Source organism: Bradyrhizobium sp. GW821-FHT13H06 (assembly GCF_058803975.1).
In genome coordinates this window covers 546,334-563,373 of sequence record NZ_JBXAPN010000002.1, presented here as the reverse complement: position 1 = coordinate 563,373, position 17,040 = coordinate 546,334, and the positions used below count along the sequence as shown (strand labels likewise).

The window sequence follows — 17,040 nt, the reverse complement described above, 5'->3', positions numbered from 1 at the left end:
GCACCGTTGGCAAAGGAGCTGACATGACACGCCTCTCGCATTTGCTTGCCTTCGCAGCGTTGGCTGCCGTGACGTCGGCGCAGGCGGCCGAGCTTCCGGCGGAGATCAAGCAGGCCGGCACGCTGAAGCTCACGGTCAATTCGACCTACGCGCCGATGGAATATCGCGATCCCGCGACCAACGAGCTGGTCGGGCTCGATATCGATCTCGCTAAAGAGCTCGCCAAGCGGCTTGGCGGTCTCAAGATCGTCTGGAGCGAGACGCCGTTCGCCGAGCTGATCCCCTCGCTCCAGACCAAGCGCGCCGATTTCATCATCTCCGGCATCTCCGATCGCGCCTCGCGGCGCGAGACTGCCGATTTCGTCGACTACCTCGCAACCGGTCCGCAGTTCTTCGTGATGGCGGAGAGCGGGGCCAAGGATGCGACCGATCTCTGCGGCAAGAAGGTCGGCACCACCCGCAGCACCAGCTTCCCGGTCGAGATCGAGAAGTGGAGCAAGCAGAATTGTGAGCCGGCCGGCAAGCCGGCGATCCAATATGTTCCGGGCGAGAACTCGATCGACGTCCGCAACCAGCTCAAGCAGGGCCGCATCGACGCCGCCGTGCAGGGCAGCGAGACGCTGCCTTACGCGCAGACGCAGGAGGCTGGGAAATACCGCGTGGTCGGCGAGCCCTTTGCCAAAGGTTACCAGGGCATCATGTTCCGCAAGGACGATGCGGCCCTGCGCGAGGTCGTGACGGAGAAGCTCGCGGCGATGATCGCCGATGGCACCTACAAAGGCATTCTCGACAAATGGGGCTTAGGCGCCAACGCTGTCGCCCAGCCCATGCTGAACGCGGCGCCGCAATGAAGCCGGCTCCGGCACTCGCGGACGGATTTCCCGATCTGTCGGGAATGCAGATCGCGCGCGAGCCGCACTGGTTTCGCTGGTTCAGCGCGGGCCTGATCGTCCTCGTGCTGGCGGCGATTGCGCGTGCGTTCGCGGCCGGCCAGATCGAATGGTCCTATGTCGGCCGCTTTCTGACAGCGAAGGTCATTCTCGAAGGCATCGTCAACACCATGGTGATGGCGGTGCTGGCGATGGCGCTCGGCATCGTGCTCGGCATCGTCGTCGCGATCATGCGGCTGTCGCCCAATCCGGTGTTGAAGACGGTGGCGGCCGGCTACACCTGGCTGTTTCGCGGCACTCCGCTGATCCTGCAATTGCTGCTGTGGTTCAATCTCGCGCTGGTGTTCCCGACCATCGGCATCCCCGGCCTGTGGTCCGCACGCGCCGTCGACGTCATGACGCCATTCCTCGCCGCCTTGCTTGGGCTCGGCATCAACCAGGGCGCCTACACCTCCGAAGTGATGCGCGCCGGCATGCTGTCGGTCGATATCGGGCAATATGAAGCGGCGCAGGCGATCGGCATGGGGCGGCTGCGCGCGCTGCGGCGGATCGTGCTGCCGCAGGCGATGCGCGTGGTGATTCCGCCGCTCGGCAACGAGTTCATCGGCATGGTGAAGGCGACCTCGCTCGCGAGCGTGATCCAGTATCCCGAACTGCTGCACAACGCCGAGAACATCTACTACGCCAATTCCCGCGTCATCGAGCTCCTGATCGTCGCCGGGCTCTGGTACCTGCTCGTGGTCTCGATCCTGACCCCGCTCCAGATGCTGCTCGAACGCCGCTTTGCGCGCGGCACATTGCGGCTTGCGCGATGACAGGGCCTCTCGTCGCGATCCGCTCCATCAGCAAGAATTTCGGGGAGTTCCAGGCTCTCAAGAACGTCTCGCTCGACGTCTGGCCCGGCGAGGTGATGTGCCTGATCGGCGCCTCCGGCTCCGGCAAGACCACGCTGCTGCGCTGCATCAACCAGCTCGCCACGATCGATGCCGGCGGCATCTGGCTCGACGGCGAGCTGCTGGGCGTGCGCGAGCAGGGCGGACGGCTGCGTCGGCTCACCGAGCGCGAGATCGGTCGGCAGCGGCTGAAGACCGGCATGGTGTTCCAGCGCTTCAATTTATTTCCGCACAAGACCGCGCTGGAGAACATCACCGAGGGCCCGACCCAGGTTCAGGGGCGCAAAGCCGATGAGGTGCGCGCGGAAGCGATCGAGCTGCTCCGTCGGGTCGGACTGTCCGCGAAGGCTGACTGGTATCCGGCACAACTCTCCGGCGGCCAGCAGCAGCGCGTTGCGATAGCGCGGGCGCTCGCCATGAAGCCGATGCTGATGCTGTTCGACGAGCCGACCAGCGCGCTCGATCCCGAGCTCGTCGGCGAGGTGCTCGCGGTGATGAAGGAACTGGCGAAGAGCGGCATGACCATGATGGTGGTCACGCACGAGCTTGGCTTCGCGCGCGAGGTCGCCGACCGCGTCGTCTACATGGATCAGGGCGCGATCGTCGAGCAGGGGCGTGCGTCCGACGTATTGGGTGCGCCGCGCGAGGAGCGCACCAAGGCATTTCTTTCGGCTGTGATCTGAAACATGGGGGCGTGGTGATGAAGAGATTTTTGGTTGCGACGGCGTTCCTGGGCGCCATGCATGCGTCGGCGATGGCGGCTGAATTGCCAGCGGAGATCGCCAAGCGCGGCAGCCTCAAGGTCGCGCTGGTGCCGAACTATCCGCCGATGGAGTTCCGCGATCCCGCCACCAACGCTCTGTCCGGCTTCGACATCGATCTCGGCGAAGCCATCGGCCGCAAGCTCGGCGTCAAGATCGAATGGCAGGAGACGAGCTTTGCCGAGTTCATGCCGTCGATCTCGACCGGGCGGGTGGATGCCATCCTGTCCGGCTTCACGGACTATGCCAGCCGGCACGAGGTTGCGTCCTTCGTGGATTACTTGCGGAGCGGTCCACAGTTCTTCGTGCAGGCGTCGCGCAAGGCCGAGTTCAAGGATGCGACAGCACTCTGCGGCAAGAAGGTCGGCGCCAGCCGCCGCACCATGTTTCCGGCGCAGATCGCGGCCTGGAGCGAGAAGAATTGCGGCGGCAATCCGATCCAGTTCGTCGGCACCGACGGCTCGGCCGATGCGCGCACCCAGCTCAGGCAGGGCCGCATCGATGCCGCCGCCCAGGGCAACGAGACGCTGCCCTACATCATGGACCTCGAGCCCGGCACCTACGCGACGGTGGGCGAGCCCATCGCGCAGCAATTCACCGGCATTGCCCTGCCGGCAAAAGAGAAGGCACTGCAGCAGGCCATGCTCGAAGCGGTCGACGCGCTGATCGCTGACGGCACCTACAAGACCCTGCTCGCCAAATGGAAACTGACTGACAACGCACTCGAAAAGGCGACCATCAATGCTGGACAGTAAGGCACTCCGGAGCATTCCGCTCGTTCCGGCCAACACTGCGGATCCCGCGCCGGAATATCCCTGGCCCAAGCCGTACACATCCGCGATGTTCCTGTCGTTCGACGTCGACGCGGAGAGCGCCTGGACCAGCAAGGACGCGATGCATGCGCAGCGGCTGATCACCATGAGCTATGGCGGCTTTGAGGCGCGCGTCGGCACGCCGAAGCTGCTGGAGCTGCTCGACCAGCTCGATCTCAAGGCGACGTTCTTCGTCACGGGCTGGTCGGTCGACGCGCATCCGGCGATGGCGGAATCGATCTTGAAGGCCGGCCACGAGATCGGCCATCACGGCTATCATCATCTGCTGCCCGATCCCGGCGATCCCTGGATCGAGGAGGAGCTGGAGCGCGGCTTCGAGACGCTCAAGCGCAGGCTCGGCGTCAGGCCGACCGGCTATCGCGCGCCCTACGGCGAGTTCACCGAGGAGCTGCGCGTCGCGCTGGTGCGCCACGGCATCGTCTACACGTCCTCGTTCCGCGACGATGTGCGGCCCTATCGCCATCGTCTCGCCGACGGCAAGCCGGGCACGATCGAGCTGCCGGTGACGGCGAGCTATGACGACTGGATGCACGGCCTGTCGGCCCGTTTCAGTCCACGTTCGATCTTCCCGAAAGAGCACGTGCTCTCAATGTGGAAGGACGAGCTCGACGAAGTCCGCGACTGGGGCGCGATGGTCACGACGGTGCTGCATCCGCAATGCAGCGGCCGTCCGATGCGGCTGCGGCTGCTGCGCGAGTTCCTGACCTACGCAAGGTCGTGCCCGGATGTCTGGATCACGACCGGCGAGAAGATCGCGGAAAACTTCCTGGGCCACGAGGCCGGCAACCGTTGACCCGCATCCTCGTCATCAACCCGAACTCCTCCGCGTCGGTGACGGCGGCGATCGACGACGCGGTCGCGCCGTTGCGTATAACCGGCGGACCTGCGATCGAGGTGGTTGGCCTTGCCGAGGGGCCGCCGGGCATCAGCTCGCAACGCGATGCCGACAGCGTCGTCATGCCGCTGGTGAACCGCGTCACGCGCGACGATGCCAATGCCTTCGTGCTCGCCTGCTTCAGCGATCCCGGCCTGCATGCGGTGCGCGAGGCGGCCGGCGGGCGCCCGGTGCTGGGTATCGCCGAATGCGGCATCTTTCGCGCGCTGATGCTGGGCGAACGTTTTGGCGTCATCGCGCTGTCGCCGTCGAGCATCCGCCGCCAGCAGCGCATGGCGCGGGTCATGGGCGTTGACAGCCGCTATGCCGGGAGCTGGTCGGTCGGCGCGAGCGCGGCGGAGACGGCGGGTGCGGATATTCGTGGTCGCCTGATCGAAGCCGGTCGCGCCCTGGTCACGCAATGCCGCGCCGACGTCGTGGTGATGGGCTGCGCCGGCATGGCCTCGCACCGTGCGGCGATTGCGGAAGCGATCGGCGTGCCCGTGATCGAACCGGCGCAGCAGGCGGTCGCGGCCGCGTTGGGCGCGGTGCTGTTGAACCACTGAACGAATGCATCTGTCCCTTTAGGAGCTCCTCGCAATGTCCATCTCCCGCCGCTCGCTCCTCAAGGCAGCCGCAGCCATGCCGGCGCTGGCGCTGCCGGGTGTCGTACGCGCCGAATCTCAGACCACGCTACGCTTCATTCCCGTCATCGACCTTGCCTTCGTCGACCCGATCTATTCCACCGCGCAGGTGTCGCGAAACCACGGCTTCATGGTTTACGACACGCTCTATGGCATGAGCTCGTCGCTCCAGGTCTCGCCGCAGATGCTGTCGGGCCATGTCGTCTCCGCTGAAGGGCTGCAATGGGATCTCACATTGCGCGACGGTCTGTTCTGGCACGACGGCGAGCGCGTGCTCGCGCGCGACTGCGTCGCCAGTATCCGCCGCTGGGCGGCGCGCGACGGCTTTGGCGGCGAGTTGTTGGAGGCGACGGCCGAACTGCTGGCTGCCGACGATCGCACCATCCGTTTTCGCCTCAAGCGCCCATTCCCACTGCTGCCGCAGGCGCTCGGCAAGGCCGCGATCAATGCCTGCTTCATGATGCCGGAGCGGCTGGCGAGCCAGGATCCGTTCAAGCCGCTGACCGAAGTGATCGGCAGCGGCCCGTTCCGCTATCTCGCCGACGAGCGCGTGCAGGGCGCCCGCAACGCCTATGCCAAATTCGAGCGCTATCAGCCGCGCACGGACGGCAGGCCGGATTGGACGGCGGGTCCGAAGATCGTGCATTACGACCGCGTGGTCTGGACCACTACGCCTGATGCCGGCACCGGCGTCGCCGCGCTCCAGACCGGCGAGCAGGATTGGCAGGAGACCACGCCGCATGATCTGTTGCCGGTGATCAAGGCTGCCGGCGACATCGAGACGCGTATCCTCGATCCCCGCGGCTACGCCTGCATGCTGCGCCTCAATCACCTGCAGCCGCCGTTTGACAATCCCGCCATCCGGCGCGCCCTGCTGGGCGCGATCGACCAGTCCGCGTTCATGACCGCGGTCGCCGGCACCGATCCGGCCTTTCAGGTCTCGCCGATCGGCTTCTTCGCGCCCGGTACGCCGATGGCGACCGACGTTGGCCTCGATGTGTTCCGTGGCCCGCGTGATTACGCCAAGGTGAAGGCCGATTTGAAAGCCGCCGGTTACAACGGCGAGAAGATCGTGGTGCTGGTTCCAACCAACTCGCTGGCGCAGAAGCCGCTTGGCGAGATCGCGGTTGATAGCTTGCGCAAGGCCGGCATGAACGTCGAATATGCCGGGCTCGATTTCGCCGTCGTGTTGCAGCGCCAGCTCAAGAAGGACCCGATCGGACAGGGCGGCTGGAGCGCGGCGGTCGGCAATTGGCAGGGCATCGACTGGCTCAACCCGGCCGGCAACACCAACATCCGCGGCGAAGGCAAGGTCGCCGGCTGGTACGCGAGCGAGAAGATGGGGCCGTTGCGCAGCCAATGGCTTGCGGCGTCCGAGCTCGCGGAGCAGCAACGCATCTGCCGCGAGATCCAGGCGGTCGCGTTCGAGGAAATCCCGTATATTCCGATCGGCCTGTACAAACAGCCGACCGCCTATCGCAAGGCCATCACCGGCATTCTCGACGGCACTGCCGTCTTCTGGAACGTACGCCCCGCATGAGCACCACGGCAATCTTCGGCAGCTATGTGCTGTCACGCAACAATGGCGCGCAGGACGTGTTGCGCGACCACTGGGTCCTGATCGAGGGCAGGAAGATCGCCGCGGTCACACGTGACAAGCCGCAGGCCGATCACGTCTACGATCGGCCCGGCCGCTTCGTGCTGCCGGGCCTCTTGAACCTCCACAATCACTGCTTCTCCGAAGCCGTCGCGCGCAGCCATACCGAGGACGGCAACGGTCGCAAGAACAATCAGAGCATCGTCTATACGGTGCTGCTGCCGCTCACCAAGCGCGGCGCCGATATCCTGTCGGCGGAGGAGCGGCTCGCGGTCGCGCGGCTCGGCATCCTCCAGCTGCTCAAGGGCGGCGCCACCACGGTGATGGAGCCGTTCCGCAACTCGATTCCGGAGATGTTCGACGCGGCCGAGGAGATGGGCATCCGCTTCTATGGCGCGCCCTATCTGTTCTCCACATCCGACGCCAAAGCGGGCCCGGACGGTATCGTGCACTATTCCGGCGATGACGGTGCCAAGGACATGGCGACCTGGGATGCGCTCTACCAGCGTTGGCACAATCGCGGCGACGGCCGCATCAGCCTTGCGATGAGCCCGCACGCCACAGACACCTGCGGTCCTGATCTGCTGAAAGCATGCGCCACCCGGGCGCGCGAGCTCGGGGTGCCCATCACGACGCACATGGCGCAGAGCCGAGCCGAGGTCGAGACCATCGGCAGGCGCTATGGCGGCCGCACGCCGGCGCAATATCTGGACTGGCTCGGCCTGCTGGCGCCCGACCTCATGGCGGCACATTGCATGTTCAGCAGCGACGACGACCTCAAGCTGATGGCCGCGCGTGGCATGACTGTGCTGAACTGCCCGCGTGTCTTCGCGCGCGCCGGCATCACCGCTGCCTTCAGCCGCTTCGCCGAGCACGGCGTGCGCACCGTGGTCGGCACCGATGGCTACAACATGGACCTGCTCGGCGAACTCAATGCCGCCTCACTGATCTCAAAGATCACCTCGGCGCGTCCCGACGTCGCGAACTCACCGGAGCTGATCGAAGCGAACACGGCTGTCGCCGCCGATGTCATCAAGCGTCCGGATCTCGGGCGCATCGAGCCGGGCGCCACCGCCGATCTCACCGTTGTCGATCTCACCCATCCGCATCTTCAGCCGCTGTTCGATCCCCGCCGCGCGCTGATCGCGCTCGCCAACCGCGCCAATATCGATCAGGTCATGGTCGACGGTCGTGTGCTGATCGATGCCGGCCGCTATCTCGGCGCCGACGAAGCTGCGATCACCGCGGCCGGCACCGCCGCGATCGGCAGGATCTGGGACCTGCCGGAAGCGCAGGCCGCTTTCAACGGCTGATCGCTCTTTTTGGCGCATGATCGTCGCCCCGAGGAAAGTGCGCTCCCTCTCCCGCTTGCGGGAGAGGGAGGGGAGAGGGTTCTCTCAGCACAGGGGCACTCCCAATGAGGAGAGAGCCCCCACCCGGCGCTCCGCGCCGACCTCCCCCGCAAGCGGGAGAGGTTGCAGCGAGCCCGGGGCGAGAGTGATTCAACTCAATGCGTTTCGGCAGCGTCCTCGAATTCGACCAGCGCCTTGCGCATGGTTTCGACCAGATCGAGCGCCACCGGCGACGGACTGCGCTGTGCCGGAAAGACCGCCGAGAATTCGAAGTCGATGCGCGGCAGGAATCGTCTCACGACGACACCGCGCGCTGCAAACTCCTGCGCGGTGAAGGGATCGCAGATCGACACACCGAGTCCCGACGACACCATGCCGCACATGATCTCCGACAGCGTGGTCTCGACCCTGAGCACGCGGCGGACATCGTGGCGATGGAAGACCTGGTCGACGAGGTGCCGGCTCGACGATCCCGCCGACAGCGAGATGAAGGTCTCGCCCTCGAAATCGCGCGGCTCCAGCACTTCCTTCTCCGCGAGGCGATGACCGGTCGGCAGCACCGCGACGCGCGCCAATGCCGGCAGCCGCAGGCTCGGCAGGCCGGAATGGGCAATCGGCACCTCGGCAAAGCCGATGTCGCATTGGTTGTTCAACACCCAGTCGACCACGATCGGCGAGATCACGCCGAAGAAGGCAAGGTTGAGGTTGGGCCGCTCCATCAAGAAATGCCCCGCGAGCCGCGGCAGATAGCCGTTCGCCAGCGCCGGCAGCGCGGCGATCCGCAGCGAACCGGTGCGCCGGCCGCGGATTTCCTCGGCAGCCGCGGTGATGCGCTCGAGACCGACGAAGGAGCGCTCGACTTCGGTATAGAGCGCCATCGCCGCCGCGGTCGGGACCAGGCCGGTGCCTCGTCGTTCGAACAGCTCCATCTTGAGAAGCGCCTGGAAGTCGCGCAGCAGCCGGCTGACCGCAGGTTGTGTCACCACCATCAATTTTGCCGCCTCGGTGACGCTGCCGGTCAGCATCGTTGCCCGGAAGGCCTCCACCTGCCGCGAATTGATCCGCGCCATACCCAGAATCCAATCATAACATTTCGGCATGCAGAGGGTGCCATTATTCATTGGACGATGGAAGTATAGGTTGCGATCTTTTTCATCAGAGCTGGAGACAGCCCGCTTTTTCGGCAGATTGGAGGGATTCGAACCTCCAGATCGCGCCAAAGCCCGCCGAGCAGGGGCCGGAGCCCTGATCGGACAGGGATTTGCGCGGAAGGGAATGCGGAAGGCACTCCGGCCGGAGACTTGTCGGCACGTCACCTCATTCCGGTATTGGAGATCGGTCCATATGAAGACTCTTCGCCTTCTGACAGCGGTCAGCATCGCGGCGCTCGCTGCCGCCCCGTCGGTCGCCTCGGCCCAGCAAAAGACCCTCTACATCGCCGGCTACGGCGGCTCGTTCGAAAAGACGATCCGCGACGAGGTGATCCCGGCCTTCGAGAAGGAGAACGGCGTCAAGGTCGAGTACGTCGCCGGCAACTCCACCGACACGCTGGCCAAGCTTCAGGCGCAGAAGGGCAACCAGCAGATCGACGTCGCCATCGTCGATGACGGCCCGATGTACCAGGCGATCCAGCTCGGCTTCTGCGGCAAGCTCGACGGACTGCCGGCCGATCTCTACGACACCGCCCGCTTCAGGGACGATCGCGCGGTCGCGATCGGCATCGTCGCGACCGGCCTGATGTACAACACCAAGGTGTTCAAGGAGAAAGGCTGGGCGCCGCCGACTTCGTGGAACGACCTGAAGGACACGAAATACGCCAAGCAGCTCGTCATCCCGCCGATCAACAACACCTACGGCTTGGAGGCGCTGGTGATGCTGTCGAAGATGAACGGCGGTGGCGAGACCAACGTCGATTCCGGCTTCAAGATCTTCAAGGAGCAGATCAATCCGAACGTGCTGGCCTATGAGCCCTCGCCGGGCAAGATGACCGAGCTGTTCCAGTCCGGCCAGGCCGTGATCGCGGTTTGGGGCACGGGCCGCGTGCAGAGCTTCGCCAATACCGGCTTCCCCGTCGACTTCGTCTATCCGAAGGAAGGCGCCGCGACTCTGCTGACGACGGCCTGTCCGATCAACAAGCCCAACGCCTCGCCGCTCGCTGCGAGCTTCATCAAGATGCTGCTCGATCCCAAGATCCAGCTCGTGCTGCTGAAGGATTACGGCTACGGCCCGGTGCTGAAATCGCTGGTGATCCCGCCGGAGCTCGGCAAGATGGCGCCGATCGGCGAGCGCGCGGCCAAGCTCTACAATCCGGACTGGACCGTCATCAACGAGAAGCGCGAGGAGTGGACCAAGCGCTGGAATCGCGAGGTCGAGCGCTGATCGGTCGCGGCGGAGACAGCGTCATGGCCTATCTCGAGCTCGATCGGGTCGCAAAGCAGTTCGGCGCGCAGACTGTGGTCGACGACTTCAGCCTGTCGGTGGGGAAGGGGGAGTTCATCTCCTTCCTCGGCCCGTCCGGCTGCGGCAAGACCACGACATTGCAGATGATCGCGGGCTTTCTCGACCCCACGCGCGGCGCGATCCGCCTGGAGGGCAAGGATCTGACCGCGGTTCATCCGGCCAAGCGCGGCCTCGGCATCGTGTTCCAGAGCTACGCGCTGTTTCCGCACATGACGGCGGCGGAGAACGTCGCCTTTGGCCTCGAGATGCGCAACGTCGCGCGAGGCGAGCGGGCCGAGCGCGTTCGGGCCGCGCTGGCGATGGTGGGGCTCGCCGGCTACGAGGACCGCCATCCGCGCCGCATGTCCGGCGGCCAGCAGCAGCGCGTGGCGCTGGCGCGCGCGCTGGTGATCAAGCCGAGCGTGCTGCTGCTCGACGAGCCGCTGTCGAACCTCGACGCCAAACTGCGTGAGGAGATGCAGATCGAGCTGCGCCAGATCCAGCGCACCATCGGCACCACCACGATCCTGGTCACGCACGACCAGAACGAGGCGATGTCGCTGTCCGACCGCATCGTGGTGATGAGCCAGGGCAAGATCGAGCAGATCGGCACGCCGCAGGAGACCTATGAGAAGCCGGCCTCGGCCTTCGTCTCGCAGTTCCTCGGCAAGACCAATGACTTTGCCGCAACCATCGACCGGACCGCGATGCCGGCACGGCTGGTGGCGGGCTCCTGGAGTGCGCCGGCACCGGCCGGCCTCAACGGCTCCGTCATTGTCAGCATCCGCCCCGAGCGCATCGGCTTTGGCGATGCCGGACTCACAGCGAAGATCGTCACGCGCATCTTCCAGGGGAATCACTGGCTGTTCCAGTGCGAGAGTGAATGTGGCCCGGCGATCGTGATCCGGCAGAATGACGGCAAGGCGCAGCCGGCGGAAGGCGAGGCGGTTCGCCTGACCTGGCGGCCCGAGGACATGAGCGTGCGCGCGGGGGCCGGCGCATGAGCGCGGTCGCGGAGCAAAGCAACGCACGTGCGCCGTGGGCGCTGACGGCGCCCGCCTTGATGCTGTTCGTCGGCGTGCTGCTGATTCCGCTGGCGATGACGGTGATGCTGTCGTTCCACGATTGGGGCCAGTACAAGGGCATCGAGCCGGTCTTCATCCTCAAGAACTGGCACGAGATTGCGACCGATCCCTACTATGCCGAGATGTTCTGGCGGACATTTCGCATCGCGATCCTGACGACACTTCTCACTGCTGTGTTGGGCGCGCCCGAAGCCTACATTCTCAACCGCATGAGCGGCCGCTGGAAGAGCTTTTTCCTGCTGGTCATTCTCGGGCCGCTCTTGATCTCCGTCGTCGCGCGCACACTCGGCTGGGCGCTGCTGTTCGGCGGCAACAACGGCCTCGTCAACAAGCTCCTGATGTCGCTGGGGGTGATGCGCTCCCCCATCCCCTTCATGTTCACCGAGACGGGAATGATTGTCGCGCTTGCGCACGTGATGATGCCGTTCATGGTGCTGTCGGTGTGGGCCGCACTTCAGCGCCTCGATCCGCAGATCGAGAACGCCGCGATGTCGCTCGGCGCGGGCCCTGCGACCATCATCCGCCGCATCATCATGCCGCAGATTTTGCCGGGCGTGCTGTCGGGCGCCATCATCGTATTCTCGCTCTCGGCCAGCGCCTTCGCGACGCCGGCGATCATCGGCGGCCGACGGCTCAAGGTCGCGGCGACGCTCGCCTATGACGAGTTCCTCAACACGCTGAACTGGCCGCTCGGCGCCGCGGTCGCGACGCTGCTGCTGGTCGCGCTGGTGCTGATCGTCGTCGGCAGCAACGCGTTGATCGAGCGACGCTATGCGGAGGTGTTCCGATGAGCCGAAACGGCCCGCTGGCGCTGATCTTCCACGCCATCTTCGTCATCGTCATGGTGGCGCCGATCCTGGTGGTCTGCCTTGTCGCCTTCACGCCGGAAGGCTTTCTCTCGTTGCCGACCAACGGATTTTCGCTGCGCTGGTTCAGGACGATCGCGAACTATCCCGAATTCATCCACGCCTTCTGGGTCAGCCTCGGACTCGGCGCGCTCTCGTCCTTCGTCGCGCTTCTGTTCGCGGTGCCGGCGGCGCTCGCGATTGCGCGCTACCGCTTCCGCGGCCGCGATGCGCTGGCGGCGCTGTTCCTGTCGCCGCTGATGATCCCGCATGTCGTGCTCGGCATTGCCTTCCTGCGCTTCTTCACGTCGGTCGGGCTGGGCGGCAGCTTTGCCGCGCTGATCGTCGCGCATGTCATCATCGTGTTTCCGTTCGCGCTGCGGCTGACGCTGGCGGCGGCAACCGGCATGGACCGCACCGTCGAGATGGCGGCGGTCTCGCTCGGCGCCGGCGGCTGGACATTGTTCCGCCGTGTGACCTTGCCGCTGATCCTGCCCGGCGTCATCAGCGGCTGGGCGCTCGCCTTCATCCAGTCCTTCGACGATCTCACCATGACCGTCTTCCTCGCGGCACCCGGCACCGAGACGTTGCCGGTGCGCATGTTCCTTTATATCCAGGACAACATCGATCCGCTGGTGACGTCGGTCTCGGCCTGCGTGATCGCGATCACCATGACCGCCCTCATTCTGCTCGACCGCTTCTACGGGCTCGACCGTGTGCTCGCCGGCAAGGGCGATACGGGACGATAGGAGAACTCATGCCCAAAGCGTTTTCGAGCGAAGTGGACGCCGGTTCGCGTGAAGAAAGCGCGTCAAAACGAAAGTCTGAATACGACGTCGCCGTCGTCGGCGGCGGACTGCTCGGCTCCGCCATTGCGTGGGGCCTCGGCCGCCTCGGCAAGAAGGTGGCCGTGCTCGATGAAGGCGATATCACCAAGCGCGCCTCGCGCGCGAATTTCGCGCTGGTGTGGGTGCAGAGCAAGGGCTTGGGCATGCCGGCCTATACGGTCTGGACCGTGCGCGCGTCGGAGGCGTGGGGCCGTCTCGCGTCCGAACTGAAGCAGCAGACCGGCCTCGACGTCTGCCTCCAGCAGAACGGCGGCTTCCATCTCACGCTTGGCGAGGACGAATTCGGCCAGCGCACCGAGCTCGTCAAGCGCATGCACAACCAGGCCGGCGCCGCCGACTACAAGATGGAGATGTTGTCGGCGTCGGAAGTGAAGAAGTCGCTGCCGCTGATTGGCCCGGAGGTCTCCGGCGGCAGCTATTGCCCGCTCGATGGCCATGTCAATTCGCTGCGCACGTTCCGCGCCTTCCACACCGGCTTCAAGGCGTTCGGCATCGACTATTTTCCGGAGCGTCCGGTCTCGGCGATCAGCAAGTCCGGCGGCGAGTTTCGTCTGACGACGCCGGAGGGTGAGCTGCGCGCCGCCAAGATCGTGCTCGCGGCGGGCAATGCCAATCAGACCCTGGCGCCAATGGTCGGCCTCTTTGCTCCGATGGGACCGACCCGAGGCCAGATCGTCGTGACCGAGCGGACCATGCCGTTCCTGCCGCATCCACTGACCACGATCCGCCAGACCGACGAGGGCACGGTGATGATCGGCGACAGCAAGGAGGACGAGCTCGATGATCGCACGTTGAAGCATTCGATCAGCGCCGTCATGACGGATCGCGCACAGCGGATGTTTCCGCATCTGTCGCGGCTCAACGTGGTCAGGAGCTGGGCCGGCATCCGCGTGATGCCGCAGGACGGCTTTCCGATCTACGACCAGTCGGAGACGCATCCCGGCGCCTTCGTGGCCTGCTGCCATTCCGGCGTGACGCTCGCTTCCAACCACGCCTTCGATATCGCGCGCATGGTGGCGCAAGGTGCGCTCGAGCCGGAGCTTGTCGGCGCGTTCTCGGCCAGCCGCTTTGGTGACGCGGGCGCAGCCAACAACAGCGGCTATTAGAGATTTCAGGAAGGAGCCAAGGGGCATTCCCATGTTCAGGCGATCCGAACAGGACAAGCGTCCGCAAGTGCAGATCTTCGTCGACGGCGTCGCCGTCGCAGCGCGCCAGGGTGACACCGTCTCCGCGGCGCTCTTGGCCTCCGGCGTTGACGCACGGCGTTCCACCGCAGTGAGCGGCGCGCCGCGTCTGCCTTATTGCATGATGGGCGTGTGCTTCGACTGCCTCGTCACCATCGACGGCGTCGGCAACCGGCAGGGCTGCCTCGTGCCCGTGGCCGAAGGCATGCAAATCGAGATCCAGAAGGGCAAGCGGGAGATCGGAAAATGACTGTGGCTCCCAAGCGCGAAGCGTACGACGTGGTGGTGATCGGCGCCGGGCCTGCGGGTCTTGCTGCTGCCGCGACATCCGCCGAGGCCGGCCTGTCGACGCTGCTGCTCGACGAGAACGTCGGGCCGGGCGGTCAGGTGTTCCGCGCGATTTCCTCGACGCCGGTCACCGAACGCAGCCAGCTCGGCGCCGACTATTGGGTGGGGGCAAATCTCGTGCAGGTGCTGCATGCGAGCGGCGCCGAAATCATCCATCGTGCCACGGTCTGGAGCCTCGACCGCAATCTGGAGATCGCCGTCTCGATCGGTGGCGCATCCGCCTTCGTCAAGGCCAGGCGCGTGATCCTTGCGACCGGCGCGCTGGAGCGGCCGTTCCCGATTCCCGGCTGGACGCTGCCGGGTGTGATGACGGCCGGCGCAGCGCAGACCATGCTGAAATCATCGGCGCTGGTGCCTGATGGACGCACGGTGATCGCGGGGCAGGGGCCGCTGCTCTGGCTGCTCGCCGCGCAGATCCTCCGCCTCGGTGGCCGCATCGACCGCATCCTCGATACCACCGAGCGCGGCAATTATTTCGCGGCGCTGCCCCATGCCTTCGCCTTCCTGACCTCGCCCTATTTCGCCAAGGGCCTGTCGATGATGCGCGAGGTCAAGGCGAAGGTGCAGGTCGTCTCGCGTGTCACCGAGCTCTCCGCGTCCGGTGATGGCCAGCTCGCCAGCGTGAGCTATGTCGCCGGCGGCAGGCGCGAAACCATCCCTGCCGATCTGCTGCTGCTTCATCAAGGCGTCGTTCCCAACGTCAATCTGGCGATGGCAGCAGGAATCGAGCATCGCTGGGATGATCTGCAATTGTGCTGGTCGCCGGTGCTGGATGCGAACGGTTCGTCGTCGGTCGCTGGCATTGCCATCGCGGGCGACGGCGCGGGCATCGGCGGCGCGAATGCAGCGGTGGTCCGCGGCCGCATCGCGGCGCGCGCGGCCGCGGAAGCATTGGCGCCCGCGGCGTCTGCGAAGCTTCCCGCGATGGCAACGCTCCGAGCCGATCTCGCCAAGGCCGAGCGCGGCCGCATCTTCCTCGACACGCTGTTTCGTCCCGCGCGGCAGTTCCGCATTCCCTCGGGCGACACCATCGTCTGCCGCTGCGAAGAGGTGACAGCCAAGGACGTTCTCGATTCCGTCGTAATCGGCGCGACCGGCCCGAACCAGCTCAAGGCTTATCGCCGCACCGGCATGGGTCCGTGCCAGGGCCGGCTTTGCGGCCTCACTGTCACCGAGCTGATGGCGCAGGCGCGCGGCAAGTCTCCGCAGGAGATTGGCTATTACCGGCTGCGCGCGCCGGTGAAGCCGATCACGCTCGCCGAGCTCGCCGCTGTTCCCAAGAGCGAAGCCGACGTCAAGGCGGTGGTGCGCGGATGACTCGGAATGTGGATGCGATCGTCGTTGGCGGCGGCATCCACGGATGTTCGACCGCGCTGCATCTGTGCCTCGCCGGCTTGAAGCCGGTACTGATCGAGAAGGACTACGCCGGCCGCCATGCCTCGGGTGTCAATGCCGGCGGAGTCCGTCAGCTCGCACGGCACGTCCCTGAGATCCCGCTCTCGATCCGCTCGATGGGGATATGGGAGAAGATTTCAGATCTCCTCGACGACGATTGCAGTTTCGAGAGCCACGGCCAGGTGCTGGTCGCGGAGAACGAGGAGGAGCTCGCGATCTGCCGGGTGCGTGTCGCCGAGCTCAACGCGCTCGGCTTCACCCATGAGGAGCTGATCGACGCGACCGAATTGCGTCGCCTCGTGCCCGCCGTCGCCGAGACCTGTCCGGGCGGCGTGGTCTCGCGCCGGGACGGGGCCGCCAATCCGGCGCAGACGACGACGGCATTCCGTCGCAAGGCCGAGCAACTCGGCGCGACCGTGCGCGAGGGCGTGGCCGCGAGCAACATCCGCTACAGCGGCGGACTCTGGCACGTCGACGTCGGCACGGACACCTATGCCGCGCCGGTGCTCGTCAACGCCGCGGGCGCCTGGGCCGGCAAGATCGCCGCCGCGCTCGGTGAGCCGGTTCCGGTCGAGACGGTGGCGCCGATGCTGATGATCACCTCGCGCGTGCCGCACTTCATCGATCCCGTCGTGATCCTGCGCGGGCGAAAGCTGTCCTTCAAGCAATTCGAGAACGGCACCGTGCTGATCGGCGGCGGTTATCTGGCGACGCCCTACCAGGACCGCAACGAGACGGTGCTGGACTGGAAGAGTCTCGCGACCAGCGCGCAGACCGTGTTCGAGCTGTTCCCGGTGATGCGCAGCGCCGCCATCGTCCGCGCATGGGCGGGCATCGAGGCCAGGATGAAGGACGATCTGCCTGTGTTCGGGCCGAGCAGCCGTCACAAGGGCCTCTATCACCAGTTCGGCTTCTCGCTGCACGGCTTTCAGCTCGGCCCCGGCGCCGGCGCCGTGATGGCGGAACTGATCGTCAACGGCGGCAGCCAGACCCGCGTCAGCGATCTCGGCATCGACCGCTTCCATCCTTCAACGCTCTAGAAAAAGAGGACA

At 65.7% G+C, this 17,040-nt stretch carries 17 protein-coding genes; 16 read left to right on the top strand and 1 reads right to left on the bottom strand.

The features are described 5' to 3' along the window. The first annotated feature begins 23 nt into the window (after positions 1-23). Genes AC1RQP_RS09510 through AC1RQP_RS09475 form a run of 8 tightly spaced genes read left to right on the top strand, consistent with a single transcriptional unit; the run spans position 24 to position 7,805 of the window. The gene (locus AC1RQP_RS09510) at positions 24-851 is read left to right on the top strand and encodes an ABC transporter substrate-binding protein (RefSeq protein WP_492936730.1); all 828 of its coding nucleotides are present in this window, start codon (positions 24-26) and stop codon (positions 849-851) included. After that, the gene (locus tag AC1RQP_RS09505) at positions 848-1,705 is read left to right on the top strand and encodes an amino acid ABC transporter permease (RefSeq protein WP_492936729.1); all 858 of its coding nucleotides are present in this window, start codon (positions 848-850) and stop codon (positions 1,703-1,705) included. The genes AC1RQP_RS09510 and AC1RQP_RS09505 overlap by 4 nt, the downstream gene beginning before the upstream one ends. After that, positions 1,702-2,466 carry an amino acid ABC transporter ATP-binding protein gene (locus AC1RQP_RS09500; protein WP_492936728.1) on the top strand — a complete coding sequence of 255 codons (765 nt, stop codon included), beginning with the start codon at positions 1,702-1,704 and terminating at the stop codon, positions 2,464-2,466. Before AC1RQP_RS09505 ends, AC1RQP_RS09500 begins: the two co-directional genes overlap by 4 nt. Positions 2,467-2,483: 17 nt before the next feature. Beyond that, the gene (locus AC1RQP_RS09495) at positions 2,484-3,299 is read left to right on the top strand and encodes an ABC transporter substrate-binding protein (protein WP_492936727.1); all 816 of its coding nucleotides are present in this window, start codon (positions 2,484-2,486) and stop codon (positions 3,297-3,299) included. Continuing rightward, positions 3,286-4,170, top strand: a complete 885-nt coding sequence (locus AC1RQP_RS09490) for a polysaccharide deacetylase family protein (protein WP_492936725.1) — start codon at positions 3,286-3,288, stop codon at positions 4,168-4,170. Before AC1RQP_RS09495 ends, AC1RQP_RS09490 begins: the two co-directional genes overlap by 14 nt. Further along, a complete protein-coding gene (locus AC1RQP_RS09485; RefSeq protein WP_492936724.1) occupies positions 4,167-4,817 on the top strand; it encodes an aspartate/glutamate racemase family protein in 651 nt (216 codons plus the stop codon). Before AC1RQP_RS09490 ends, AC1RQP_RS09485 begins: the two co-directional genes overlap by 4 nt. Before the next feature lie 34 nt (positions 4,818-4,851). Further along, the gene (locus AC1RQP_RS09480; protein WP_492936722.1) at positions 4,852-6,435 is read left to right on the top strand and encodes an ABC transporter substrate-binding protein; all 1,584 of its coding nucleotides are present in this window, start codon (positions 4,852-4,854) and stop codon (positions 6,433-6,435) included. Beyond that, positions 6,432-7,805, top strand: a complete 1,374-nt coding sequence (locus tag AC1RQP_RS09475) for an amidohydrolase family protein (protein ID WP_492936721.1) — start codon at positions 6,432-6,434, stop codon at positions 7,803-7,805. Before AC1RQP_RS09480 ends, AC1RQP_RS09475 begins: the two co-directional genes overlap by 4 nt. 194 nt (positions 7,806-7,999) lie before the next feature. On the opposite strand, the gene AC1RQP_RS09470 is transcribed toward AC1RQP_RS09475, so the two are convergent. Then, positions 8,000-8,914 carry a LysR substrate-binding domain-containing protein gene (locus AC1RQP_RS09470; RefSeq protein ID WP_492936720.1) on the bottom strand — a complete coding sequence of 305 codons (915 nt, stop codon included), beginning with the start codon at positions 8,912-8,914 and terminating at the stop codon, positions 8,000-8,002. Between the two features lie 274 nt (positions 8,915-9,188). Here AC1RQP_RS09470 and AC1RQP_RS09465 point away from each other — a divergent pair, with 274 nt between their 5' ends. The 8 genes from AC1RQP_RS09465 to AC1RQP_RS09430 are packed head-to-tail and all read left to right on the top strand — an operon-like array spanning position 9,189 to position 17,028. Further along, complete coding sequence (locus tag AC1RQP_RS09465; RefSeq protein WP_492936719.1) at positions 9,189-10,223, top strand: ABC transporter substrate-binding protein; 1,035 nt, start codon at positions 9,189-9,191, stop codon at positions 10,221-10,223. A 23-nt stretch (positions 10,224-10,246) separates the two neighbouring features. Beyond that, positions 10,247-11,287, top strand: a complete 1,041-nt coding sequence (locus AC1RQP_RS09460; RefSeq protein ID WP_492936718.1) for an ABC transporter ATP-binding protein — start codon at positions 10,247-10,249, stop codon at positions 11,285-11,287. Then, on the top strand, positions 11,284-12,159 hold the full coding sequence (locus AC1RQP_RS09455) for an ABC transporter permease (protein WP_492936717.1): 876 nt from the start codon (positions 11,284-11,286) through the stop codon (positions 12,157-12,159). The genes AC1RQP_RS09460 and AC1RQP_RS09455 overlap by 4 nt, the downstream gene beginning before the upstream one ends. Beyond that, positions 12,156-12,962: an ABC transporter permease gene (locus AC1RQP_RS09450; protein ID WP_492936716.1), complete on the top strand. Its 807-nt coding sequence runs from the start codon at positions 12,156-12,158 to the stop codon at positions 12,960-12,962. Before AC1RQP_RS09455 ends, AC1RQP_RS09450 begins: the two co-directional genes overlap by 4 nt. An 8-nt stretch (positions 12,963-12,970) precedes the next feature. Further along, positions 12,971-14,167 (top strand): NAD(P)/FAD-dependent oxidoreductase, encoded by a 1,197-nt coding sequence (locus AC1RQP_RS09445; RefSeq protein WP_492936715.1) that lies wholly within the window; start codon positions 12,971-12,973, stop codon positions 14,165-14,167. 31 nt (positions 14,168-14,198) lie between these two features. Then, positions 14,199-14,495, top strand: coding sequence for a (2Fe-2S)-binding protein (locus tag AC1RQP_RS09440; protein ID WP_061025046.1), 297 nt, complete (start codon positions 14,199-14,201; stop codon positions 14,493-14,495). Further along, a complete protein-coding gene (locus AC1RQP_RS09435) occupies positions 14,492-15,910 on the top strand; it encodes an FAD/NAD(P)-dependent oxidoreductase (RefSeq protein WP_492936714.1) in 1,419 nt (472 codons plus the stop codon). The genes AC1RQP_RS09440 and AC1RQP_RS09435 overlap by 4 nt, the downstream gene beginning before the upstream one ends. Then, positions 15,907-17,028, top strand: a complete 1,122-nt coding sequence (locus tag AC1RQP_RS09430) for an NAD(P)/FAD-dependent oxidoreductase (RefSeq protein ID WP_492936713.1) — start codon at positions 15,907-15,909, stop codon at positions 17,026-17,028. The genes AC1RQP_RS09435 and AC1RQP_RS09430 overlap by 4 nt, the downstream gene beginning before the upstream one ends. Positions 17,029-17,040 lie beyond the last annotated feature (12 nt).